Here is a 24,481-nt window from a genome sequence, read left to right on the forward strand (position 1 = left end):
GTCGCGTTCCCTTACGCACTGACCCGGCCGCCGGCGGCGGCGAGGATGGCATTGATGATCGGCTCGTAGCCGGTGCAGCGGCATATGTTGCCGGAGATGGCCTCGATGACCTCATTGCGGCTCGGCGACGGATTACGGTCGAGCAGGGCCTTTGCGGCCATCAGCATGCCCGGCGTGCAATAGCCGCATTGGGCGGCAAAATTGTCGGCGAAGGCGCGCTGGAGCGGATGCAGGTTCGGACCTTGCTTCATGCCGTCGAGCGTCTCGATGGAGCGGCCCGCGACCGTTTCCGCCAACGTGAGGCAGGAGAGATGCAGCTCGCCGTCAACGAGCACGCTGCAGGTGCCGCAGCCGCCCTGGCCGCAGCCGAATTTGGGCGTCATGTCGCCGATCAGCTCGCGCAGCGCGACCAGCAAATTTGTGCCGCCATCGACGAAGATCGCGACGTCGCGGCCGTTGTGACGAAATTGCAGGGGTATTTTGGACATGCGGTCTATTCCTGTCCTGACAGCAGGCGGCGCAGGTGAACGCCGACGATCTCGCGGCGATACCAGGCGCTGCCGAGTGCATTGTCGGATGGCGATGTTCCTTCAGTTGCGGCCGATGCGGCGGCCGCGATGGTCGCGGAATCCAGTGAGCGGCCCTCCAGCGCACGCTCGGCGGCGCGAGCGCGGATCTGCGTCGGCGCCATTGAGCCCAGCGCAATCCGGGCGCCCGCGATCCGGCCACCAGAGATCGGCAGATGCGCGGCAAGCGTGATGACCGAGCCGCCCTTCGGTTTGATGCGGGCTATCTTGCGATAGCGGAACGCCTCGGCGCTGGCCGGGCGGATGCACGAGATTGACAGGACCAATGTCCCCGCCTGTCGGTCGCGTGCCTGCAAGAACTCCTCGATTGGGATGTCGCGTGCGCCGAAGCCGCCCTGCACGGCGACGGTCGCATCGAGCGCCAGCAGCGCGACGGTGAAATCGCCATAGGGGCTAGGAGCGAAGAGATTGCCGCCGACTGTGCCCATGTTGCGCACGGCGGGACCGCCAATCGAGCGGGCAGGGGCGTGCAGGAAGCCGAGGTCCCGCTCGGCGAGGACGCGCGCGAAGGTGACGCCGGCGCCGAGCGTCACACGTGGGCCGGATGCGTCAATCCTAGCCAGCGCCTGATCCTGCGCGCGGACCACGGTCGAGATTGACACGTCGCCCTCGTTCAGCGCCCGCATCACCAGCGTGCCGCCGCCGAGATAGCGCGCGCTTCGGTCCGAGGACAGCGCACTAGCCGCCTCGCTCGCGCTCGCAAAGGTCTTCACTGTCACGGCCATCTATGCAGGCTCCTTGAGACGTCGGCGGATTGCTTCGAACCCGGCCTGATAAATATCTTCCGCGACCATATGGGTGATGCGGTCGCGGTCTTCGGGCTTGGTCGTGAAGCGTGACTCCCAGTGCCAGAAGGTGCGATCGCCGTCGGTGACCGGTAGCAGGCGGACGTGGGCGACGTAGTTAAACATCGGGATGGGAGTATCGAGCAGGCAGTAGCTGAAGCTCTGTTCGAGGTCCGACAGCGCCAGTAATTGCTCGCGTAGCTCTGCACCGTCCTTCAGCTTGAACCGCCTGATGCAACCGATCTTGTCAGAGGAATGCGCGCGCTCGATCGAGGAGGTCGCAACCGCGGGATGCCAGCGGTCATGCCCGTTGAAATCGCGCAGCATGGCCCACGCCGCATCGGTCGGCGCGTCCAGGATGGTGCTTTTGACGATATGCGGCACGGATCTCAGCCTCCAAACACGCGCTTCAGCGCGTCGAACCCGCCCTGGAACACGCCGCCGCCGATATTGCCGACGAGTTCGGCCTCGCGTTCCGGCGCGCAATCGAACTCGGCGGTCCATTCCACAAAGGTCTGGTCGCCGTCGGTGACGGGCGTCAGCCGCAAGGTCGCGACGTAGTTCTCGACGCCCATCGGGGATTCCAGAATCGAATAGGTGCAGAACATGTCGTAGTCGGAGAGGCCGAGCAGCTTTTCCCGGATGCGATCGCCGTTGCGCAGGCGAAAGTCCCTCACGCAGCCGATCTTGTCGGAGGGTTCGCCCCCCTCGATACGGCTTTCGGCGATCGCGGGGTGCCAGTTCGGCAAGCCGTTGAAGTCGCGCACGCGCGCCCAGACGCGATCGTTGCGCGCATTGACGACGGTGGAGACGTAGACGCGGGGCATGGCTCAGACCTCAGCTCTTCTTCCGCGGACCGCGCTCGACCGGCGGTTCGCCGCCGCCCTCGGCCGTGGGCGGGGACGCCGCCGGCTTGTCGCCACCGCCGCTCTTACGCGCGGATTCCTTGATGCCCTGCATGTCGCGGGCCTCGCGGATCAGGCCCGGCATCTTGGCGAGGCTGCCGCCCTCGACGCCGATGTCCGACAGGATGGAGTCGATCAGCGGCGCCTGGACGCGGTAGCGCAGCGCCGAGTCGATCACCTCGTCGGTGGCGCTACGGCCACCATTGCCGCCATGGCCATTGCCGTTGAGGCCGTCGACCTGGAGGATGCGGATGCCCTCGATCTTCTCCATCGGCTTGACGCTCTCGCGGACGATGCCCTCGATCTTGTCGAGCAGCTTGCGGCGGAACAGCGAATAGCGCGCCTGGTCCGTCAGCACGTTCTCGGCTTCGTTGAGCATCCGCTGCGCTTCAGCCTCGACGGCCGCACGCACACGTTCGGCGTCCGCGGCGATCCGCGTTTCCTCCGCCTGCTTCTCCGCGAGCAGCACTTCGACCGTCTTGCGGCGTTTTGCAATTTCGCTCTCGCGCGCGGTGATGACGCGCTCGGTTGCTTCGGTAGCCCGCATCCGCGCTTCCTCGGCCATCGCCTTGGCAGCGGACTCCTCCAGCGACTTCTGATGGATGGCGATCGCCTTCTCCATCAGAACCGTCTCGACCTCCTTCTCGCGATTGACCTCGAGCTTGCGCAGCTCACGCTCGCGGCCGACACGCGCCTCATCGAGGCCGCGGTCGGAGGCGATGCGCGCGCGCTCGACCTCCTCGCGGGAGGCGATCTCGGCCTCCTGGAGTGACTGGACGCGGGCGACTTCGAGCTGCTCGATCGCCCGCCGGCGTTCGAGGCGCGCGGCCTCCAGCGCCTGCTCGCGCGACACGTCGGTGGTCTCGACCTCCTTGCGGGCGACGATCTCGGCCTGCCGGACCTGGCGGTCGGCATCGATCCGTTCGGACTTCTTGGCGGAGAGGGCGATCACACGGTCTTCATCCGCGATCTCGATCGCCTTCTTCTGCTCGATATTGAGCACCTCGCGCTTCTTGGACGAGTTGATCCGCTCGGCTTCCAGCGCGAGATCGACGGTGATGCGCTGGCGCTCGATGGCGTCACGGCGCTTCAGCTCGGCAGCCTCCAGAATGCCGGTGCGTTCGATCTCGAGCGAACGCGTGTCGCGCTCGGCCTGGATGCGCTCGGCTGCAACCGCCTTCTCCTGCGCGATGCGGGCCGCCCCGATCGCCTCGCGGGAGGCGATATCGGCCTCCTCGACGGCGCGGTTGCGCGCGATCTCCAGCGAGCGGACGCGCTCTTCCTGGGCAATGCGCGAGGCCTCGGTGGTCTCGCGCGCGGCGATGCCCGCGACTTCAAGTATCTGGTTTCGCTCGATCTCGAGTTGCCGCGTGTTCTGTTCGGCAGCGATCCGTTCGGCGGCGAGCGTCCGCTCGCGGGCGATGCGGGCAGCCTCGACCGCGCGCTGCGCCTCGATTTCGGCCTCCTGAATGGTGCGAACCTGCTGGATCTCCAGCGCGCGGGTGCGTTCATCTGAGGAGATGCGTTCGACGTTGACGATCAAGGTCTGTGCGATGCGGGCCTTCTCGGTGGCTTCGCGGGCAGAGATCTCGGCTTCGTCGACGGCACGTGTGCGCTCGATCTCGCGGCGGCGCGTCTCCTCTTCATTGGCGATGCGGGCGTCGGTGACGACGCGGTCCTGCTGGATCCGGGCCTTCTCGATCGCCTCGCGGGCCGCGATCTCGGCTTCCTCGACGGTGCGCATCCGTTCGATCTCGCGCTGGCGGACATCGCGTTCGGAGGCAATCCGGGTCGTGTCGATTGAACGTTGGTTGGCGATCCGGGTCTTCTCGATCTCCTCCCGCGCCAGCAGCTCCTTTTCCTCGATGGTGCGAGTGCGCTCGATTTCCTTCTGGCGGGTCTCACGCTCGGAGGCGATACGGGCCTCGGCAATCGCCTGCTCATTGGCGATCCGGGAGCGCTCGATCGCTTCGCGTGCCGAGATCTGCGCCTGTTCGGCCTCGGTCTCGCGCAATGCACGTTCGCGGGCGACTTCCGTGCGCTGCAGCGCGCGGCGCATCTCAATGTCGCGCTCCTGCTCCAGCCGCGCCGTCTCGCTCTCGCGCTCGATTTCGAGCGCCTGCCGCTCGGCCTCCAGATTGCGGGTGCGGATCTTGATCATCGAGTCCTGCTCGATGTCGTTGCGCAGCTTGCGTCTTGCCTCGATGTCTTCCATCAGCCGGGTCAAGCCTTCGGCGTCGAAGCGGTTCGAGGGGTTGAAAAATTCGAGGTCGGTCTGGTCGAGATCAGTGATCGCGACGGACTCGAGCTCAAGGCCGTTCTGAGCGAGTGCCTCGGCGGCATTGGTCTTGACGCGCGCGACATAGTCGCCGCGGCGCTCATGCATCTCCTCCATGGTCATTTCGGAGGCGACCGAGCGGATCGCCGAGATGAACTTGCCGGCCAGCAGCGCGTGCAGTTGTTCCGGCTCCATGGTGCGGCGGCCCAGGGTCGCCGCGGCGATCGAGACGGCCTCGCGGGTCGGCTGCACGCGCACATAGAAGTCGGCCTCGATGTCGACGCGCATGCGGTCGCGGGTAATGACCGCGTCCTGGCGCGAACGCACGATCCCCATCGGAAGCACGTTCATATTGACCGACGTGTAGTCGTGGATGAAGGGGAGCACGAAGGCGCCGCCGTTGATCACCACGCGTTCACCGAGGAAACCGGTCCGGACGAACGACACTTCTTTGGAGGAGCGGTGATAGAGCCAGTTGACGATGTAGACGCCCACCACGATCACGATAACAGCGACGATCAGCCAGAGGATGAGCTCGCCGACCAGGATCCCTGACATGTTTCCCTCCCTCAATCTCGCAGGCGTCAGCGCGCGCTGATCGCCTTGAATTGGCGTACCTGTTCCGTCAAAGCCCGCTCCACCGGCAGCCGCTCCATCGAGGAGGCGCCGTAGAAGCCGTGGCAGCAGCGGGTGTTCTTCATGATGAAATCGGCATCAGCGGGATCCGCGATCGGACCGCCATGGGCGAGCACCAGAATGTCCGGATTGACGCTGAGTGCAGCCGATGCCCACGTGTCGATGCGCGCCGGACAGTCCTTCAGTTTTGGTGCCGTCTGGGCGCCGATCGTGCCGCCGGTGGTGAGCCCGAGATGGCAGACGATGATGTCGGCGCCGGCAATCGCCATCGCGGCCGCTTCCTTCTCGCTGAAGACGTAGGGCGTGGTCAGCAAATCCTTCTCACGTGCCTTCGCAATCATGTCGATCTCCAGCGCGTAGGACATGCCGGTCTCTTCAAGGTTCGCGCGGAAGATGCCGTCGATCAGGCCGACGGTCGGAAAGTTCTGCACGCCGGCGAAGCCGAGGGCCTTGATCTGGTCGAGGAATACGTCCATGTCGCGGAACGGATCGGTGCCGTTGACCCCGGCGAGCACCGGCGTCTTGCTTACGACCGGCAGCACTTCGCCGGCCATCTCCACCACGATCGCGTTGGCATCGCCGTAGGGCATGAGTCCGGCGAGCGAGCCGCGGCCGGCCATGCGATAGCGGCCGGAATTGTAGATCACGATGAGGTCGACACCGCCGGCCTCTTCGCATTTGGCGGAAAGGCCAGTGCCGGCACCGGCGCCGACGATCGGCTCGCCGCGCTTCGCCATTTCGCGAAACCGCTTCAGAAGTGCTGCGCGTTCAAACCGGGCCATCGGTCACCTCGCTGCTCTCCGGCGCGCCCCCGCACGGCCGAACAACGTTCGGAACGCGCTGACGATGGTCGAGGCGAATTCGGGATCGTTGATGTTGTGCTTGACGCGAATGAGCTCGCGGTTGCCCGTCGCACGCACCGTGCGCTCCAGCGCGCGGAACAAGGCGGCGTCGGCCTCTGGGTCCCAGAACGGCTGGCCGCGCGCATCCAGCGCTGAGACGCCGCCCTCGGGCAGGAAGAAGCGCACCGGCCCATCCATCTGGTTGAGCCGTTCGCCGATCCAGCGGCCCATGCGCTCGTTTTCTTCCGCGGTGGTGCGCATCAGCGTCACCTGCGGATTGTGAACGTGGAATTTGCGGCCGCGGTAGCGTTCGGGGATGGTGTCGGGGGCGCCGAAATTGACCATGTCGAGCGCACCGACCGAGCCGATATAGGGCAGGCGGGTGCGAATGACTGCGCCGAAACGGTCCTCCGTGGCTGGAAACACTCCACCCATCAGGAGGTCGCAGATCTCGGTCGTTGTGAGATCGATGACGCCCGCGAGCTGGCCGGAATCGATCAGCTTCTCCATCGATCGTCCGCCGACGCCGGTGGCGTGAAAGACCAGGCATTCGAAGTCGTCGCGCAGATCGGCGGCAATCTTCTGCACCGCCTGCGTGGTGACGCCGAACATGGTGATGCCGACTGACGGCAGGCCGGTGCTCGCGGCGCGCTCCTTGGTCTCCCGCTGGACGAGCCGGGCCTTGACCATGCCGGCGATCGCATTGGCGCCGTTCGACAGTACCGCGCGCGAGATCGAGTTGAGGCCCTGCACGTCGGTGACCGAATACATCATGGTGATGTCGGCGGGGCCCACATAGGGCGCAACATCGCCGGAGGCGACCGAGGAGATGATCAGCTTCGGCACGCCGACCGGGAGGGTGCGCATCCCGGGGGCGACCAGCGACGCCGCGCCGGAGCCGCCGGCCGAGATCACACCGGCGACATTGCCCTGGCGCTTGATCCAATTGGCGAATGCGTCCGCCATCGCGGTAACGGCAGCACCGCGATCCGGACCGAACACGGCCGAGCCGCCGCGGCCGTGGTTCAGGGCAATCTCCTGCGCGGAGACGTCGCAAGTCGCGTGCTTGCCGCTGGTGGAGACATCGACCAGTCGCGTGCGCAGTCCGCTCTCGCCAATGATGTCGCGGATGAAACGTAGCTCGGTGCCCTTGGTGTCGAGCGTACCGACGACCAGCACCACCGGCGGCCCTGACGTCTGCGCCGTCACCGGCTCACGCTTCCGCCGCGCGGTCTCGTCGAGGCGCGAAACCTGCGTCGATAGCGTGCGCGCGGCGGCCTCGATGCGGCCAATCGGAACCGGCTGGGACCAGCGCGTCGGCAGGGTGGGGTTCGAGATGTAGATCCGGATAGGGCCGCTGGTGCGTGTAGGCTGGGGAACGGGTTTTGCTTCACCGCCGGCCGCCGGAACGTCGATGTCGGGCTCCAGCTCGGCATGCATTCCGACGCCGAGCAGCCGCTGCTGGAGCTCACGGTCGGCGGACAGGCGCGCTGAGTCGATGATGCGGTTGATGCGGCCGTTGACCATGATCGCGACGTTGCGCGAGATCGCTGTGGCGACGCCGATGTTCTGCTCGATCACCAGCACGGACATGTCGCCGTCCTCGCCGAGCTGCAGCAGCATCTCCTCGACCTGCGCGACGATGACGGGCGCAAGCCCCTCGGTCGGCTCGTCCATGATCAGCAACTGCGGATTGGTCAGCAGCGCGCGAGAGATCGCGAGCATCTGCTGTTCGCCGCCGGAGAGTTGACCGCCGCCATGGTCCTTGCGTTCGGCAAGCCGCGGAAAGGTGTCGTAGATGCGCTCGACGGTCCAGGCTCCTCGCCGCATGCTGCTGGCCAGCCGCAAATGCTCATCGACGCTGAGCGAGCGCCACAGACGGCGGCCCTGGGGAACATAGCCGACGCCAAGCCGTGCGATGTGCGCCGGCGGGCGGCGCGTGATGTCCTCGCCGCGGACGCGGATCGAGCCGCCGCTGACCGGCACCAGGCCCATGATGGCCTTGCACAGCGTGGTCTTGCCCATGCCGTTGCGGCCGACGACAGAGAACACGCCGGAATCGAGTGTGAGGTCGACGCCCTGAAGCGCATGCGAATGGCCATAATAGACATCGAGGCCGCGGACCTCGAGAGCGGCGGCTGAGCGGCGGCTCTCACTCATGGCCGCCTCCCAGATAAAGCTCCTGCACCTCGGGGTCGGACTGGATCTCTTCCGGCAAGCCTTCCTTGAAGATGCGGCCATTGTGCATCATCGTCACGCTCTCGACGACGCGCAGCGCCACGTCCATGTCGTGCTCGATGATGATGTAGCCGATATGCGCGGGCAGCGAAGTCAGGATCTCGACCAGCTCGGCGCGCTCGGTCGGCGACAGACCTGCGGCCGGCTCGTCGAACAGCACGAAGCGGGGAGCACCGGCCAGCGCCAGCGCGATCTCGAGCTGGCGCTGCTGACCGTGGGCGAGCTCGGCGACGCGCTGATCCCTCACGGCCGTCAGATGCACGGCCTGCACCAGGCCATCGGCGGCGTGCATCAGCGCATCGTTCTGCCCGGGACGCAGGAACGAGAAGCGCCCGCGCGAGACGCCGCAACAGGCGAGGTAGACATTGTCCTGCACGGTGAGGCCGGGAAACAGCGCCGAGATCTGGTAGGTCCGCCTGAGACCGCGGCGGATGCGCTCATAGGGCGGGAAATGCGTGACGTCCTCGCCGAAGAAGCGGATCGTACCTGATGTCGGAGGAAAATCGCCGGTGATGCAGTTGAACAGCGTGGTCTTGCCGGCGCCGTTGGAGCCGAGCACCGCGCGACGTTCGCCGGGGCGCACCGTAATGGTGACGTCGGTCAGCGCCGCCAGCGCGCCGAACAGCCGCGTGACGCCGCGCAGCTCGAGGGCTGCGCCGGCGCCGACGGCGGAGAGGCGCTGGGCGACACTATCCATGGCCGCGCCCTCCGCCCGAGCGATCCGACTGTGGACGCTGGCCCCGCCGCCAGCGCTGCCACAGGCCGATCACGCCGTCCGACGACCAGAACACGATGGCGAGGAAGCCGAGGCCGATCAGCAGCCTGAAGCGGTTGCCGTCGAGCCCGATCTTGACCAGGAAGTCGAGCGCAAAGGTGCGCAGGAGGACGAAGACCAATGCGCCGATATAGGGACCGATTGGGCGGGTGATGCCACCGACAATGGCGATGATGAGAATGTCGATGCAGGCGCCGACGCTGACCGAGCCCGGCGAGATCTGGCGATAGTTCCAGACCTGGAGCACGCCGGCGAGGCCCGCAATGAACGACGCGACCGCATAGGCCGCAACGCGGTGGGCGTTGACGTTGAAGCCGAGCGCGGCCATACGGCGTGGATTATCGCGCACGCCCTGCAACGCGAGACCAAACGGCGCGCGGGCGATGTAGTCCACTGCAAAATAGCAGAGCGCGGCGACCGCGAGTACGACGTAGTAGAACGGAATATCCGCCCGCCAGTTGACGCCCAAGAAGTGCGGGGTGGCAACGTTGTTGATCCCGGTGTGACCGTTGAAGATCGCCCAGTTCTGATTGGTGAAGTAGTAGAAGGCCGCGCCGATCGCCAGCGTGATCATGATGGTGTAGATGCCCTCGGTGCGGACCGCGAGCGCGCCGCCAAGCGTGCCGAAGATCGTTGCGAGCACGAGCGCCATCGGGGTGGCGAGCCACCACGGCCAGCCCAGGCTGATATTGGCGTTGTCGCTGGCCCCGAACACCGCGACCATGTAGGCGGCAAAGCCCGCGATGGTGAGCTGCATCAGGCTGACCATGCCGCCATAGCCGGCCAGAAACATCAGGCTGAGCGCGATGGTGCCGAGCATCAGCGTGGTCGCAAAGATCTCGATCAGGAAGAAGCCATTGGCGATCAGCGGCATGATCAGCAGGATGATCGCCACGATCCAGGCTGCGGGATTGTTGAGGTCGGGCCAGCCGCGTGCAGCCTGCCGTTGCATGGCAGAGGCGGGGCCACGGACCTGAATGCGCGCATCGTGGGTGACGGACATGTCAGCGCCTCGCCAGCAGGCCCTGCGGCCGAAGCGCCAGCACGAGCACCATGATCAGGAATGTCACGACGATGGCGTAGGTCGGGATGTAGACTGAGCCGAGCTGCTCGGCGAGGCCGATGATCAGCGCGCCAAGCGCGGCTCCGGGGATCGAGCCCATGCCGCCGACGATCACGACGACGAGGGAGGCGAGCAGGAAGCGGATGTCCTCGCCGGGCGAGAGCGACTGGAATGTGCCGCCGACCACGCCGGCGATGCCGGCAAGTCCGGCGCCGAGTGCGAAGACGAGCACGAAGACGATCTGGATGCGCACGCCGGTTGCAGCGAGGATGTCACGGTCGTCGACACCGGCGCGGATGATCATGCCGATCCGGGTGCGGTTGAGAGCGAGCCACATCGCGATGCCGATGATCAAGGAGGCCACGAAGATCACGAGCCGCACCAGCGGATAGCGCAGGTAAACCGGTTCGCCCGAGGATTTCACCGCGGTGATCAGCGGCAGCTCGATCGGCCCGATCAGCCAGTTAGGGGTCTGAATCTGGTAGAAGTCGCCGCCGCAGGCCCACAGCATGAGATCGGCGAACACGATCGAAAGCCCGATCGTCACCATGGTCTGGCGCAGATCCTGGCCCTCCATCCGGCGGAAGACGAGAACCTGGAGTAACACGCCGACCAGCGCCGTCAGGATGAAGGCGACGATGAACGAAAGGATCCATGAGCCGGTCGAAGCGCTGATGGCGTAGCCGACATAACCGCCGAACAGATAGAGCGAGCCGTGCGCCAGGTTGACGTTGCGCATCAGGCCGAAGATCAGCGTGAAGCCGCTGGCGACGAGGAAATAGAGGCCGCCGAGCGTGATGCCGTTGAACAGCGCGTTGAGGAAAACCCGCTTGCGGCCGATCGCGTCTTCGAGGCCGGCCGGCCACACCGCGAAGATCAGCCACAGCGCCACTGCGACCGCGATGATGACGATCAGCGCCCATGCAGGGTGGCGTTCGACAAAGCGGGTCATGGCGTCACCTCGCTCCGCTTGCGGCGGTCGCCATCATGCTTCGGATGCAGGTCAGACAGCCCCGTGCGGGCTGCGTACCTCGCCATGGATTTGCGTCCTCCCCGGACATGCGATCCTCTTGCCGGGATCGCGTTCCGTCCATCCTAGTGGGACGGCGAGGGGAGCACTTGATCGTCAGTATCTTTTCGCGCGCGTGTCAGCCGCGCAAAACCTTGGCCGCGCGGCGATAATCGGTCGGCGCCATACCGACATTGGCGGCGAAGAAACGGGTGAAACCGCTCTGCGAGGAGAAGCCGAGATCGAAGCCGATATCGGCAATCGGTGCCTCGCTCGCCACCAATGCTTCCAGAGCCTGTTCCATCATCAGGGTGTTGAGATAGAGATGAGGCGTGACACCGGTCTGGGTGCGGAACAGCCGGTAGAAATGCGGTCGCGACAAGCCGGACTCGCGCGCGATGGTATCGAGCTCGATCTCCGCGCCCGGGCTCTCCGACATCATCTTGATGCACTTGCGAACACGAAAATCGGTGACCGAGCCATTCGCGCGTGGATCGCGCGCAGTCTCCGCCTGCTGCCAGCTTTCGTCGTAGCAGATGTCGATCAGTCGCCTCAGCTCGGCATCAAGGCTCTTGAGCGAAGGTGCGCCGCACACGAGGGCGGCCGCGTGCCTGATGTGCTTGTCCAGCGCAATCGACCGTGCGAATTGGGTACGGCCGAAGCGCAGGCGGTCGGCACCGGGTGCATCGGGCGCAAACCATTCCGCATTGACATAGAGTACGAAGAAAACGGCACCGACATCGAGATCTGAGGGGAGGAAATTATGCGGCTCCCATGGATTGACCGCGACCACGGAGCCTTCGGTGAGCTCGTAACGTCCATCGTTGACGTCGATGCATGCCGAACGCCCGCCGACATGGAAGATCAAATGACCTTCGCGATGCGCGTGGATATTGAAGGGGCGGTTCAACTGATAGACCGTCGCCCGGCCGAAGCGGCCGTGGAAGACGGCGAGCGCCCGGCTCATGCCTTCCCTCCCAGTAGCTTTTGTCTTTTTTGTAGCGTTCAACAACCGAGGAGAGAATGCAAGGGCGCACGTGTCGCGCCTTTGCAATTCTCTCCCCGGTCAGTCATCACGTCGCTGATGCGACTACGTCAGTACTTCTTACATTCCGGTACTGTACGGCTTGGCAAACCGATCTTGGCGAACACCGCAGGGTCGTAACCCAGCGTCTGGTTGACGTTCGGGATCACCTTCACGACCTTCGAGAACAGCGCGCCCTTGCCATCGTCGACGACTTCGGTGACGAAGTTGGTGCCGATCGCCTGGCGGTTGGCGTCGAGCTTGATCTTGCCGTTGGGTGCATCGAGCTCGATCTTCGCCAGCGCGGCCTTGTACTTGGACTGGTTGTCGCTGAGATCGCCGTTGACCTGTCGCAGCGCCAGGATCAGCGCCATGGTCGAGCCGTAATAATTGGTGGCGAGCAACGAGGGGCTCGGGAAGCGCTTGGCCGGCGGGAAAGCATCCTGATAGTCCTTCACGAACTTCTGCCAACCCGGGTCCTCCCAGGTGTCGGCCTGGCCACTCGCGGCCAGCGTGCCGACCAGCGCGTTCTTGGCATTGCCCTTGGACGACAGGATGGTCTGGTCGATCATGATCGAGCCGCCCATCAGATGCGCCTTGCCGCCGGCCTGCTGGTACTGGTTGAGGAAGTTGACGGCATCCGCGCCGCCAAGGCCGAGATAGATCGCGTCGACATCGTCGGGCAGGGCAGCGATCACCGAGGCGAAGTCCTTGGTGCCGAGTGGCACCCATTGCCGGTTGGTGACCTGTCCGCCGGCACCGCAGAATTCGAGCACGAGGCCGAACACCTGGGTATAGATGAAGGAGTAGTCCTCTCCGACGGTCGCGATCTTGCGATACTTCTTCTCCTCATAGGCGTATTTGCCGAGGCCCACCTGCCACTGCGCGCCGTCCATGTTGTAGCGGAAGAAGTTCGGGGCCGGATCGACATAGGTCGTTTCCTGCGCGCCGGAGGCTGCGTTGATGAAGGTCAGCTCCGGATGGGTCTTGGCAAAGTTCTTGACCGCGATGCCCTCGTCGCCGGACAGCGGCGACAGCAGGATCTGTACCTTGTCCTGCTCGATCAGCTTTCGCACGGCGCGGACGGCAGAATCAGGTGTCGCGTCGGTCGATGCGATGATGAATTCGAGTTCCTTGTCGCCGACCTTCTTGCCGAGCACATTGAGCGCGGTCTGATGGCCGCGGATGCCATCCTCGCCGAGCACGGTGTAGGTGCCTTCGAGCGTCGCGGTGACGCCGACCTTGATCTTCTCCTGCGCGAAGGCGGTGCCCGACAATAACAGGCTGCTCAACGCGATCAGTCCTAGACTGCCTTTCAACATTGCTCTCCTCCCTGGGTCGTCCTTGTCGCTGTTTTTCACCGCAGCCTCGCGCGTCCGCCGCACGATGCGGCGCTTTTGCAAGAACGACGGCGTCTTGGGATGAAAGCTAACCGAACTCGGATGCAGCGCACGCGTCGCGGCCGTGTGCCGCTTAACAGGCAGTCTCATTTTGAATGTTGCGTCGCAAATCGTTCCGCGGTGCAATAGGCGCGATCGTCGCGGGAGAGTTGAAGCGCGCGCGGAATGGGAGCTGGGCTTACCCGGATCGCAACATCGCCTCGATCTGCTGCGCGGCGCGCAACAATGTTCGATCCTGTCCGCGTCGGGCGATCAGTTGCAGGCCGAAAGGCAGTCCGACCGCATCGTGACCGCAAGGAATCGAGATCGCCGGCAGGCGGGCGTGATTGACGAACGGCGTGAACACGGCGTGCCCACGGGGGCTCGCTGGCCGACCGCCGATCATGTCTGGCCCGAGCTGAGTGAGCGGCCACGCGACGCAGGGCACCGTCGGGGTCAGCAGCAGGTCGATTTCAGTGAAGAAGGCCGCAAACGCGTGAGCGATCGTCGCGCTTGCAACCAGCGCACCACGAACGTCGGTGCCCGACCAAGCGAGCCCGCGTTCGATCTGCCTGGCAATGTCAGGATCGAAGACGGCCGGATCCCTGCGAAAAGCATCGCCATAGAGCGCAGCAAGGCCCGCGTGTTGAAGCGGCATGATGGCGTCTTCCGTCGCGCCCGCGGGCCAGACGGGGTCGCGTTGTGCGATACGCAAGCCTCCAGCTGCGAGACGCGCAATGACGGACGTGAGCCCATTCGCGACGACCTCGTCCACTTCGACGTTGAGCCCGAGACGTGGAGAGAACGCGATGCGCAGGTCGCCGAGATCGTTGGCGGCGCCCGCGACGTCAGCGGAATCCGGATCACGCGGATCGACGCCGGCCATGGTCTCAAATGCCAGCGTGATATCGGTGACGTCCGCGGCAATCGGCGCGATGACAGAGAGACCGAAGAAGGGTTCGGCAAAACCGGGACCATAGGGGATCGCGCCGTAAGACGGCTTGAAGCCGACGACCCCGACATGAGCGGGCGGCCTGCGGCTCGAGCCACCGGCGTCGGTGCCGATCGCGAGCGGGACGAGGCCGGCCGCGACGGCAACCGCTGGTCCGCCCGACGAGCCGCCGGGCGTCAGCGTGGGATTTTGCGGATGTCGTGTCGGCCCGTAGAGCTGCGAGGTGGTGACGCCCTTGCTGGCGAACTCGGATGAGGCGCCGATGCCGACAACGACCGCGCCAGCCTGCCGCAGCCGCGCGATCGCTATCGCGTCTTGCGGGGCGATGAAATCGGCGAACAAGCGCGAGCCCTGGGTCACGCGCCAGCCACCGACCCAGATATTGTCCTTCACGACGATGGGCACGCCGGCCAGCGGCATGATCTCGCCGCCACGTACGCGATTGTCGACAGCAGCAGCATCGGCAAACGTGCGTGCGGGATCAATCGTGACGACCGCATTAAGGGCTCTTGCATCCTCAATGCGCGCGAGTGCGGCCTGCGCGGTCTCGACAGCGCTGGTCCGTCCGGTGCCGACATCGGCCGCGATCTCGCGCGCACCATTTTTCCGCTTTGTCATGGCCTCCCCAGACCGAACGGCCGTGTTTGCGTGTATAATGGCGCAGCGCTCACAGGAGGAACACGGTGGCAGGCGGTATTTCCATTCACGCGGTCGATGTGGCGAGCGGACACCCGGCGCAGGGGCTGCGCGTCGAGATCTGGCGGATCGACCCGGACTCGCGGCGCATTGCCGACGGACGGCTCGGCGCTAATGGCGTGCTTGACCATCCCGTCGCGCAAGGCGCGGACGTGACGGCGGGCGAGTACGAGGTTCTGTTTCATCTCGGCGAGTTCTTCGGCGACAGCAACGGCTTTCTGACCGTCACGCCGTTCCGCTTCCGCATCCACAATATCGACGAGCATTTTCATCTGCCGCTAAAGTTCACGCGCTGGGGCTATTCGCTGTTCCGCGGCGCCTGATCAGTTCGTCAGTCGCCGCGACAGGCCTGTGATGCGTTCCATGACCGCAACCAGCACGACCGTCGCAATGATCAGCACGCTCGACAGCGCGGCGATGGTGACGTCGAGTTTGCCCTCGAGGTCCTGCCACATCCGGATCGGCAGCATGTCGGTTGCGGCATCGCGCAGGAATAGCGAGACCGGTACGTTGTCGAAGGACGACATGAAGGCAATGAAGGCCCCGGCAATGATGCCGGGCCGGATCAGCGGCAGCACGATGCGGCGAAATGTATAGAGCCGGCTCGCGCCGAGTACCGCCGAGCTTTCCAGGAGCGTCGGCTCCAGCTGGGCCAGCGCCGCCACCGTGTTGCGTACGACATAGGGTACGCAGACCACGGTGTGGCCGATCACCAGCGTCAGCGGCGACACCGGTAGCCCGACCAGCGAGAACAGCATCAGCGCAGCCAGACCGAACGCTAGCGCCGGTAGCACTAGCGGCGACATGAAGAGGGAATCGAGCAGCCGGGCCGACAGCTTCTGTGATCGTGAGATCGCGAGTGCGGCCGCAACGCCGAACAGGACAGAAAGGCCCGTCGCCCACAGCGCGACGATCAGGCTGTTCTTGGCCGCGAAGTGCAGCTGCCAGGCATCCCAGAGCTCGGCGTACCAGCGCAGCGAATAGCCGGGCGGGGGGAATCTCAGCGAGAAGCCGCTGGTGAAGGAGACGATCAGCACAACCAGCGACGGTGCAATGATGATGATCAGCGCGATGATCGCGATGACCGTCATGACGAACTCGAAGCTGATCGCTTCGAGAGTGCGCTTGCGCCCGCTCATCACGCGCCTCCATAGCCGCGCGACAGGCGGCCGAGCGTGGTGAAGACGGAGACGACTGCGAGCACGGCAAGCAGGAAGATGATCGAGATCGCCGCCGCGAACGGCCAGTTTTGCAGCGTCGAGGCCTGCTGGTAGAGATACATCGGCATGAACAGCATCTGGCCGCCGCCGACCAGCGATTGGGTGATGAAGGCCGTGATGGCAGCAGCATAGGTCAGCGTGCATCCCGCGATCACGCCAGGCAGCGACAGCGGCAGCACGATCCTGAAGAAGGTGCGCCAGCTTCCGGCTCCGAGCGAGCAGGAAGCATCGTCGAGATTGGGATCGATGCGGCCGAGCGCGGTGATCAACGGCAGCGTCATCAGCGGCATTTGCACCTGTGCCAGAGCGATCACCACCCCGAACTGGGTGTAGAGCAGCTTGAGCGGCGTATTGATGATCCCGAGGGATTGCAGTGTCGCGTTGATGATGCCCTGGCGTCCCAAAATGACGATCCAGGCGAAGGTGCGCACCACGACGCTAGTCAGGAGCGGCAGCAGCACGATCAGGATAATGACAGTTTGCAGCCGTGGTCCAACCCGCTGGTAGAGCCAGGCGATGGGAAAGCCGAGCACAAGGCAGACGGCCGTTACTTCGGCTCCCAGCAATAGCGTCGAGCCGAGCACGCCGAGGCTGAAGGGATCGGTGAGGAAGTGAATGTACTGGCCGAGCCCCCAATGGAGCGCGGCCGTGTCGTTGTGGAGCGAGAGCCAGAGTAATTGCAGCAGCGGCGCCACGAAGAAGACCAGGAAGAACAGCGCCAGCGGCGCTGCCAATCCCATCCCGTAGGAGGTGACGTCCCGCGTTGCCGGTGCCGCGCCCATCGCTTAGATCTTGATCTCGCGGTTGAAGCGCTCGATCCAGGCCGAGCGCTGCTCGTTGATCTTCTTCCAGTCCTGGAACACGAATTTCTGCTTCAGCTCCGCGGTGTCCTTGGCCAGCACGCGCGCGATCTCTCCGCCCATCGCCACCTTGGAATTGGTCGGCACGATCAAATAGGGCGGGTTCATCAGCGTGGTCTGCACTTCCGGGCTCAGCGATGCCTCGATCAGCTTGAAGGCGAGCTCGCGGTTCGGCGAGTTCTTGACGATGTGAATTGTGGTCTTGAAGGCGATGGCGCCTTCCTTCGGCGCCACGAACTCCACCGGCACGCCACGCGCTTTCAGGATCTGGATCGCGTTGAAATTGCCGGGCGAGATGTCGATCTGGCCTTGCTGGAACAAGGTCGCGAGCGCGCCGGGATTGGCGGCGACCGCGGCGAGATTGGGTTTCAGCTCTTCAAGCGCCTTGAAGGCGGGATCGACATTGGCTTCCGATCCGCCGCGCATCTTCGCGATCTCGACCAGCCAGCCGGTGCCGAGCGTGGAGTTGAGGTTGGTGATGCCGACGCGGCCCTTGAACTCCGGCTTCCAAAGGTCAGCCCAGGAGGTCGGCGGCGTCTTGATGGCTTCGGGATTGTAGGTGAGGCCGACGACCTGGAAGAACGGGGCAGGGCCCATCGGCTCCTGCGCCTCCGCGATCAGGTCCTTATAGTAGACGCTCTTGTCGACCGGATAGGGTTCGGCGAGATCCTGGCCGATCGCGACAAGGGCCGGGCCGGGATCGTGCAGCATGACGTCGATCGGCGGATTGGCCTTGGCGGCGTTCACCTTCGCAATCTGGTCGACCGATAGCATCGGGTCGAGCACGATCGCTGCGTCCGCATTGGCTTTGCGAAATGCCGGCACCAGCACGGCCTTGTGCGCCTCCTCCCAGCTTCCGGTGAAGGTCGCAAACACGAGCGGGCGGGCCTGGGCGTAGCTTAAGCCCGGAAACGCTTTCATGGCACCAAGGGTGAGTGCGGTCGTCATCAGGCTTCGGCGGTTAATGATCATGTCGAACTCCGTGTGGACAATGGACTGGATCTAAAGTGTTGCGGGAAAGGCGTTGGCGAGTGACGGCGCGAGCGGCGCGAGGCGCACCGCGGCACCATTTTCCAGCGCGCGCGTTTCGCCGATGCGCGCCTGTGAGATCTTGACGCCGGAGCCGTCGGCGGTCGTCACCTCATGCACGACGGTCGCGCCCAGCGGCAGCGACATGCCGACGACGCCGGCAAAGCCGGTCCCGTCGCCGACGAATTGAAGATGCTCGGGGCGGATGCAGACGGTGACACGGCCGCCTTCGCTGAGGGCGCCGCCCGCGGGCCGCGCGATGATCTCGGCGCCGGCATCGAGGCGAACCTTCGCTTCGGCCCTGTCGGCTGCGACCACAACGCCCGGCATGCGGTTGGTCGAGCCGACAAACGTGTTCACGAACAAGGTCTGCGGCCGGTCGTAGACGTCGGAGGGCGAGCCGAACTGCTCGAGCTTGCCATGGCTCAGCACGGCGACGCGGTCGGCCATCGACAGCGCTTCCTCCTGGTCGTGGGTCACGATCAGCGTGGTGATGCCGGAGACGCGCTGCAACCGCTTGACCTCGATCTGCATATCGAGCCGCAAATTCTTGTCGAGCGCGGCAAAGGGTTCGTCGAGCAGCAGGATCGAGGGCTTGATCGCCAGCGCACGGGCAAGCGCGACGCGCTGCTGTTGGCCGCCCGAGAGCTGCCGCGGCAGCCGCTCGGCCATGGCAGGTAATTGAACCAGCTCCAGCAAGCGCTGTGCCTCGCGCTGGCGCGTCACCCGGTCGATGCCACGGGCAGCGAGGCCGTAAGAGACGTTCTCGCTGATCGACAGATGCGGAAACAGCGCGTAGTTCTGAAACACGATGCCGACGGCGCGCTTGTTCGGTGGCAGCGCATCGACGATGTCGTCGCCGATGATGATTCGTCCCTGGCTCTGGGCGATGAAGCCGGCGATGATGCGCAGCAGTGTCGTCTTGCCGCAGCCGGAAGGGCCGAGCAGGGCGATGATCTCGCCGCCCTTGATGTCGAGATTGATGTTCTCGACCGCGAGCGCGCCACTAGGATAACGATGGGTGATTGCGTCGACGACGAGCGAGCGTCCGCCTTGCGCTTCAACCATGATGTTGCCTCCTGATCTGGCGATACCGAAAGCAAGTCCCGTGCCCTGAACTGCCGCCCACGCGATCGAAATTGGATTGGGCATCTCGCATCGCCGGCCAAAGCTCCCCTAGCTGTCGCGATGTTCGAGCCGGGCGGCGAGCGCCCCGGCAAGGCCGATCGTCGGCTTGGCTGCGGGTCGGCGGAATGTACCCGCGGTTGCCTTGCGCAGGCGTAGCGCCACCAGCGCCTCGGCCTGCTTCACGGCAGCGACGACCTGATCGACCACAGGGACCGGGATCCGGTCAGCGACGCGTTCGGCAAGACCGGAGAGCGGCGCACCCGCAAAAATCAGGACGTCGGCCTCATCCTCGATGATCGCGCGCCGGGCAAGCTCGACGAGCACATCCTCCTTCTCGGTGCCGACCTCGGAGATTGCCTCGAACGGCGTGTCGAGCATGCGGATACCGGCACAGCGCTCCCGCAGGCCGTGATCGCGGACGCACTCCTCGTACCAGGGGCCAAGCGCTTGCGCGAAGGTGACGATGGCAAAACGGCGCCCGGCCATGCAGGCGGTCAGCATCGCAGCTTCGGCAAGGCCGATGACGGGAATGTCAAAGGTCTCGCGCGCGGCGAACAGGCCGGGATCGCCAAAGGCGGCGATGATCGCGGCATCGACCTTCCCGTGCTGCTCGGCCAGCAGTTCCAGCGCGATGGCGCCGCCGATCTGTGCCTCGGTGCGCGTGGAAATATAGGGCACGCCGCGCGTCGCGGTGCAGGGGACGATCTCGGTGCCGGGCGCGGCCGCGCGCAGTCCGACGCCGGTCATCAGGTCGGTAACCGCGGTGCTGGTGTTGGGGTTGAGCAGCAGCAGCTTCATGGTTACGCTGCCGTCAGCTTGGGTCTTGGGGCGAGGACACCGAGCAGCGCGGTGCCGGTCTGGCGGACATGGGCGCCGAGCAGGCGTCCTGCGGCCTCGCTGTTGCGCGCTTCGAGCGCGGCGAGAATGTTGGCGTGCTCGTCGACCGAGTTGCTCCAGCGCTTGTCGGCGCCCAGCGCCAGGTAACGTGCGCGTTCGGCGCGGGAGATTAGCGTCTCGTGCGCCTCGCGAAGCGGTGTGTTGCGGGCCATGCGGACGATGGCGCTATGGATCTCGCCGTTGATGGCGAAGTATTCGTCGAGCTTGCCGTTGCGGTGGTGACCTTCCATCCGGGTCTGAAGCGCGCGCAGGCGGGCAAGATCGCGTTCGGTGGCGCGCTCCGCGGCGAGTTCGGCCGCAAGCCGCTCGATGCCGGCGAGCGCTTCGAACAATTCGGAGATCCCCTCGATCGCAATGCCGGCGATGCGCGGGCTGCGATTTGGCCGCAGTTCGATCAATCCTTCGGCGGCGAGCACCTTCATCGCCTCACGCAATGGCGTGCGCGAAACGCCGAGCGCCTTCGACAGCTTGGTCTCCTGGGTTTGCGATCCCGGCGGCAGCTCGCCGCGAATGATCATCGTCCGCATCCGCGCCGCAGCGCGCTCATGCAGGCCCATCCGCTTGAGTTTGGGCGACTTTCGTCCCTTCGGCGCTTCCGATTTTGGCTGCACGCGTGCCTCACTTCTTGCGTTGATCTTAGCCGTTTCCGGCTCGATGGCTTGCCCAAAATACCGACGCATATAGCTGAAAACAATGGCACAACGAGCAAATTGTATGCAGCATGCAAAAACCGGATTGCGCTGCCGCGAAGCTCGACGGATGATCTCGCAAGACGCGCGAGATCACGCGCCTTCGAAACGGAGTGAGCAATGCGGACGAGTTTGCGACTGGGCCTAATGGTGATGGCGGCGATGCTCGGTGGAATCGATCTCGCCTCTGCGCAGACCGCGAAGATCAAGCTCGGTTACGCCAAATGCGCGCACTGCCTGCCGATGTCGCTCATCCCTGGCATGGCAAAGGGCGTCGAGGTCGAAGCCACCGGCTTCAACTCGGGCAATGACGTGCTAACTGCGCTGGTGTCGAAGAGCATCGATGTCGCGCAGGTCACCTACCTCCACTACATCACCGCGCTCGACAAGGGCTTTGACGTCGTTGCCGTCTCCGGCCAGATCAACGGCGGCTCCGAATGTCTGTCCTCCGCCAAGCTGAACCTGCCGCCCGATGACTGGGCCACGTTCAAGACGACTGTTGCGAAGGCGAAGGGCGACGGCCAGCCGCTGAAGGTCGCCGCCTCTCGCGGCAATGCGCAGGACATTCACATGCGCGGCGCATTCCTCAAGCAGGGCGTCGATCCCAACAAGGACATCCAGTTCATCAACATTCCCAATCCGTCGGACCACCTCGCCGCGCTCCAGCGCGGCGAGGTCGATATGATCTGCTCGGTCGAGCCGTTCGCCTCGCAGATCCGGCTCGCGGGCGCCGGCAAGCATTTTGTGCTGCCGTATGACCAGGCGGCTGGAAATCTGACCAACCTGATCGTCACCCGGTCCGACGTGATCGCCAGCCAGCGCGCCGGTGTTCAGGGTATCGTCGGCGCCGTTGTCGAACTCGACAACAAGCTGATCGCCGACAAGGGGCTGTGGATCGACGTCATCAACAAGCTCACCGGCCTCGACAAGACGGTGGCGACCGAAGCGCTGAAGAACGCCTCGCCCGATCCGGCGATCCATCGGTCGCAGACGCTCGCGATCGCCGCGATGATGCGAGACCTCAAATACATCTCGAAAGACGTCTCTGCTGAGGCTGAGAAGAACATGGATTATTCGTTCCTGGAACAGGCCACCGGAAAAGCCAAGAATGACCTCGGTTACTGACACTGCTCCAGCGAAGTCGGCGTTTCGGCTGACGCGGGCGTTCCAGGGGCTCGAGCGCCTCATCGTGCCCGCGTTGCTGATCGCGGGCTGGGAGGCCTTTGCCCGCAGCGGCATTCTGCCGCCGGCGCTGTTGCCCGCACCGAGCGCGGTGCTGCATGCCCTCGGCGATTGGGTGTTCGGCTTCGACGAGACCACGCAGACCTATTCCGGCCACTGGCTGCGCGATGCGCTCGCCAGCGCGCTTCGCGTGTTCGGCGGCTTTGCGCTGGCAAGCGTGCTCGGCATCCTCGCTGGCGTCGCCATCGGCTGGTCGCGCCTGTTCGAAAAGACGCTGGAGCCGACACTTCAGATGTTGCGCCCGATCCCGCCGGTGTCCTGGATTCCGCTCGCGATCATCTGGTTCGGTATCGCCGACAAGCCGGCGATCTTCCTGGTCTTCCTTGGCGCCTTCTTTCCGGTGTTGATGAACAGCATTCATGGCGTCAAGACCGTGGACCACAATCTCGTGCGCGCTGGCGCGATGATGGGCGCAAGCGAGCGGCAGATGTTGACCGATATCGTGCTGCCAGCCGCCCTACCTTCGATCTTCGCCGGCTTGCGCATCGCGGTCGGATCGGCCTGGATGCTGACGGTGACGGCCGAGATGGTGGCTGTGAAGAGCGGCCTCGGTTACGTCTTGTGGGATTCTTATTACTTCCTGCGCTACGACATCGTGTTGGCCGCGATGATCTCGATCGGGCTGCTCGGCTATCTCTCCGACCTCGGCCTCAAGGCGATCATGGCGCGCACCTTGCGCTGGCAGAAGACGACCACCGTGCAGGGCAGGGGGAGCTGATGGCGGCAATCGAGCTTCGCAACATCGTCAAGGTGTTTGCCGACAAGCGGCGTGGCCGCGACCTGCTCACGCTGGACAACATCAATCTCGACATAGAGGCCAACGACTTCGTCTGCCTGCTTGGTCCGTCCGGCTGCGGCAAGTCGACACTCCTGAACATCATTGCCGGCTTCGAGGAGGCGACGTCGGGGCGTACACTGGTCGATGGCAAGCAGGTGGAACGCCCGGGCTCGGACCGCGGTGTCGTATTTCAGCAGCCGACGCTGATGCCGTGGTTGACCGCGATCGACAATGTCGCCTTCCACCTCAAGCTCAAGGGCGTCACCAAGGCTGAGCGCTACGACCGCGCGATGGAGTTCATCGATCTCGTGGGCCTGCGCGGCTTCGAGCATCATCATCCCTCGGAAATGTCCGGCGGCATGAACCAGCGCGTCGGGATCGCCCGCGCGCTCCTGATGAACCCGAGCGTGATCCTGATGGACGAACCATTCGCGGCGTTGGATGCCCAAACCAAGCTCGAAATGCAGGAAGAGCTGGTCGCGATCTGGCAGAAGCGCCGCTGCACCATTGTGTTCGTCACTCACAGTGTCGACGAGGCGCTCGTGCTCGGCAACAAGATCGTGGTGATGACCAAGCGGCCGGGCCGGATCCGCGAGGCCGTCAATTTCGATCTGCCGCGGCCGCGCGACATCACCAGCCCTGAATTCAATGATGCAAAGCGGCGCATCCTGTCCCTGATCCGGGAGGAATCGACGCGCCTTGCGCAGGCGTCGTAGGGTAGAGTGATGCGCAAACGTCTCGGCATGATCACGCCGTCGTCCAATTCGGTCTTGGAGCCCGTCACCAGTGCCATGCTGCATGGTGTCGATGGTATTACCGCGCATTTCTCGCGCTTCCGCGTGACCGAGATCGCGCTCGATGCCGCGGCGCTCGGCCAGTTCGATGCCTCGGTGATGCTGCCGGCAGCGGACCTGCTGGCCGACGCCAAGGTGGACGCCATCGCCTGGAACGGCACCTCCGCAAGCTGGCTCGGCATCAACAGCGACAGAGGCCTTTGCCAAGCGATCACGGCGCGTACCGGCGTGCCAGCGACCACCTCGACGCTCGCCTCTATCGACGCCGCCCGGACGCTTGGTGCCAGACGCGTCGGCCTCGTCTCGCCCTATACGGATGACGTGCAGCGGCGGATCGGCGATGTCTGGGCGGAGGAGGGGATCGCACTGCATGCGGAGCGCCACCTCGGCCTGCGCGACAATTTCTCCTTCGGCGAGGTCTCGCCCCCAACGATCGCGGACATGATCCGCGCGGTCGCAGCCGAGGGGGCCGACGCGGTTGTCATCCTCTGCACCAACCTCGACGGCGCGACCGTCGCGGCTTCTCTCGAGCAGGAATTGGACATCGCTGTGCTTGATTCCGTCGCCGTCACGCTGTGGCGGACAGTCGGCCTTGCAGGCAGCGACACCAGGGTTCTTGCCCGTTGGGGGCGTATCTTTCAGGCAGCCGCGCCTGACTGAACGTCGTTAAGGGTG

At 64.8% G+C, this 24,481-nt stretch carries 24 protein-coding genes; 5 read left to right on the forward strand and 19 right to left on the reverse strand.

The features are described from left to right. Positions 1–11: 11 nt before the first annotated feature. The 13 genes from M2427_RS30945 to M2427_RS31005 form a co-directional block, all read right to left on the reverse strand. Positions 12–488 (reverse strand): 2Fe-2S iron-sulfur cluster-binding protein, encoded by a 477-nt coding sequence (locus M2427_RS30945; RefSeq protein ID WP_280710597.1) that lies wholly within the window; start codon positions 486–488, stop codon positions 12–14. A gap of 5 nt (positions 489–493) precedes the next feature. Further along, on the reverse strand, positions 494–1,312 hold the full coding sequence (locus tag M2427_RS30950; protein WP_280710598.1) for an FAD binding domain-containing protein: 819 nt from the start codon (positions 1,310–1,312) through the stop codon (positions 494–496). Then, the gene (locus M2427_RS30955) at positions 1,313–1,756 is read right to left on the reverse strand and encodes an SRPBCC family protein (RefSeq protein ID WP_280710599.1); all 444 of its coding nucleotides are present in this window, start codon (positions 1,754–1,756) and stop codon (positions 1,313–1,315) included. 5 nt (positions 1,757–1,761) lie between these two features. Next, positions 1,762–2,199 (reverse strand): SRPBCC family protein, encoded by a 438-nt coding sequence (locus M2427_RS30960; RefSeq protein WP_212426743.1) that lies wholly within the window; start codon positions 2,197–2,199, stop codon positions 1,762–1,764. 10 nt (positions 2,200–2,209) lie between these two features. After that, a complete protein-coding gene (locus M2427_RS30965; RefSeq protein ID WP_280710600.1) occupies positions 2,210–5,113 on the reverse strand; it encodes a flotillin family protein in 2,904 nt (967 codons plus the stop codon). 26 nt (positions 5,114–5,139) lie between these two features. After that, on the reverse strand, positions 5,140–5,973 hold the full coding sequence (locus M2427_RS30970) for a phosphoenolpyruvate hydrolase family protein (protein ID WP_280710601.1): 834 nt from the start codon (positions 5,971–5,973) through the stop codon (positions 5,140–5,142). A 3-nt stretch (positions 5,974–5,976) separates the two neighbouring features. Next, positions 5,977–8,193 (reverse strand): ABC transporter permease, encoded by a 2,217-nt coding sequence (locus M2427_RS30975; RefSeq protein WP_280710602.1) that lies wholly within the window; start codon positions 8,191–8,193, stop codon positions 5,977–5,979. Then, positions 8,186–8,968 carry an ABC transporter ATP-binding protein gene (locus M2427_RS30980; RefSeq protein ID WP_280710603.1) on the reverse strand — a complete coding sequence of 261 codons (783 nt, stop codon included), beginning with the start codon at positions 8,966–8,968 and terminating at the stop codon, positions 8,186–8,188. The genes M2427_RS30975 and M2427_RS30980 overlap by 8 nt, the downstream gene beginning before the upstream one ends. Beyond that, positions 8,961–10,049 (reverse strand): branched-chain amino acid ABC transporter permease, encoded by a 1,089-nt coding sequence (locus M2427_RS30985; RefSeq protein ID WP_280710604.1) that lies wholly within the window; start codon positions 10,047–10,049, stop codon positions 8,961–8,963. The genes M2427_RS30980 and M2427_RS30985 overlap by 8 nt, the downstream gene beginning before the upstream one ends. Before the next feature lies 1 nt (position 10,050). Further along, complete coding sequence (locus tag M2427_RS30990; RefSeq protein WP_280710605.1) at positions 10,051–11,061, reverse strand: branched-chain amino acid ABC transporter permease; 1,011 nt, start codon at positions 11,059–11,061, stop codon at positions 10,051–10,053. Between the two features lie 196 nt (positions 11,062–11,257). Further along, positions 11,258–12,085, reverse strand: coding sequence for an AraC family transcriptional regulator (locus tag M2427_RS30995; protein WP_280710606.1), 828 nt, complete (start codon positions 12,083–12,085; stop codon positions 11,258–11,260). A 128-nt stretch (positions 12,086–12,213) separates the two neighbouring features. Beyond that, a complete protein-coding gene (locus M2427_RS31000; protein ID WP_280710607.1) occupies positions 12,214–13,464 on the reverse strand; it encodes an ABC transporter substrate-binding protein in 1,251 nt (416 codons plus the stop codon). A gap of 256 nt (positions 13,465–13,720) precedes the next feature. Next, positions 13,721–15,091, reverse strand: a complete 1,371-nt coding sequence (locus M2427_RS31005) for an amidase (RefSeq protein ID WP_280710608.1) — start codon at positions 15,089–15,091, stop codon at positions 13,721–13,723. Positions 15,092–15,156: 65 nt separating this feature from the next. Between M2427_RS31005 and M2427_RS31010 the strand changes: the two genes are divergently transcribed. Next, entirely contained in the window at positions 15,157–15,492 is a 336-nt protein-coding gene (locus M2427_RS31010; protein ID WP_280710609.1) for a hydroxyisourate hydrolase, read from the forward strand. Here the strand turns inward: M2427_RS31010 and M2427_RS31015 are convergent, their stop codons facing one another. The 6 genes from M2427_RS31015 to M2427_RS31040 form a co-directional block, all read right to left on the reverse strand. Continuing rightward, entirely contained in the window at positions 15,493–16,308 is an 816-nt protein-coding gene (locus tag M2427_RS31015) for an ABC transporter permease (protein ID WP_280710610.1), read from the reverse strand. It abuts the gene before it with no gap. Further along, positions 16,308–17,171 (reverse strand): ABC transporter permease, encoded by an 864-nt coding sequence (locus M2427_RS31020; protein WP_280710611.1) that lies wholly within the window; start codon positions 17,169–17,171, stop codon positions 16,308–16,310. Before M2427_RS31020 ends, M2427_RS31015 begins: the two co-directional genes overlap by 1 nt. A 3-nt stretch (positions 17,172–17,174) precedes the next feature. Continuing rightward, positions 17,175–18,221 carry an ABC transporter substrate-binding protein gene (locus M2427_RS31025; protein WP_280710612.1) on the reverse strand — a complete coding sequence of 349 codons (1,047 nt, stop codon included), beginning with the start codon at positions 18,219–18,221 and terminating at the stop codon, positions 17,175–17,177. A 30-nt stretch (positions 18,222–18,251) separates the two neighbouring features. Further along, entirely contained in the window at positions 18,252–19,346 is a 1,095-nt protein-coding gene (locus tag M2427_RS31030; protein ID WP_280710613.1) for an ABC transporter ATP-binding protein, read from the reverse strand. Positions 19,347–19,454: 108 nt separating this feature from the next. Next, positions 19,455–20,204 carry an aspartate/glutamate racemase family protein gene (locus M2427_RS31035; protein ID WP_280710614.1) on the reverse strand — a complete coding sequence of 250 codons (750 nt, stop codon included), beginning with the start codon at positions 20,202–20,204 and terminating at the stop codon, positions 19,455–19,457. A 2-nt stretch (positions 20,205–20,206) separates the two neighbouring features. Then, entirely contained in the window at positions 20,207–20,914 is a 708-nt protein-coding gene (locus M2427_RS31040; protein WP_280710615.1) for a GntR family transcriptional regulator, read from the reverse strand. A 198-nt stretch (positions 20,915–21,112) separates the two neighbouring features. Here M2427_RS31040 and M2427_RS31045 point away from each other — a divergent pair, with 198 nt between their 5' ends. Genes M2427_RS31045 through M2427_RS31060 form a run of 4 tightly spaced genes read left to right on the forward strand, consistent with a single transcriptional unit; the run spans position 21,113 to position 24,466 of the window. Further along, positions 21,113–22,117: an ABC transporter substrate-binding protein gene (locus tag M2427_RS31045; protein WP_280710616.1), complete on the forward strand. Its 1,005-nt coding sequence runs from the start codon at positions 21,113–21,115 to the stop codon at positions 22,115–22,117. After that, entirely contained in the window at positions 22,101–22,952 is an 852-nt protein-coding gene (locus M2427_RS31050; RefSeq protein ID WP_280710617.1) for an ABC transporter permease, read from the forward strand. Before M2427_RS31045 ends, M2427_RS31050 begins: the two co-directional genes overlap by 17 nt. Beyond that, positions 22,952–23,728, forward strand: a complete 777-nt coding sequence (locus M2427_RS31055; RefSeq protein ID WP_280710618.1) for an ABC transporter ATP-binding protein — start codon at positions 22,952–22,954, stop codon at positions 23,726–23,728. Before M2427_RS31050 ends, M2427_RS31055 begins: the two co-directional genes overlap by 1 nt. 9 nt (positions 23,729–23,737) lie before the next feature. Continuing rightward, positions 23,738–24,466, forward strand: a complete 729-nt coding sequence (locus tag M2427_RS31060) for an aspartate/glutamate racemase family protein (protein WP_280710619.1) — start codon at positions 23,738–23,740, stop codon at positions 24,464–24,466. Positions 24,467–24,481 lie beyond the last annotated feature (15 nt).

The organism is Bradyrhizobium sp. BR13661 (genome assembly GCF_029892425.1).
Lineage (GTDB): Bacteria > Pseudomonadota > Alphaproteobacteria > Rhizobiales > Xanthobacteraceae > Bradyrhizobium.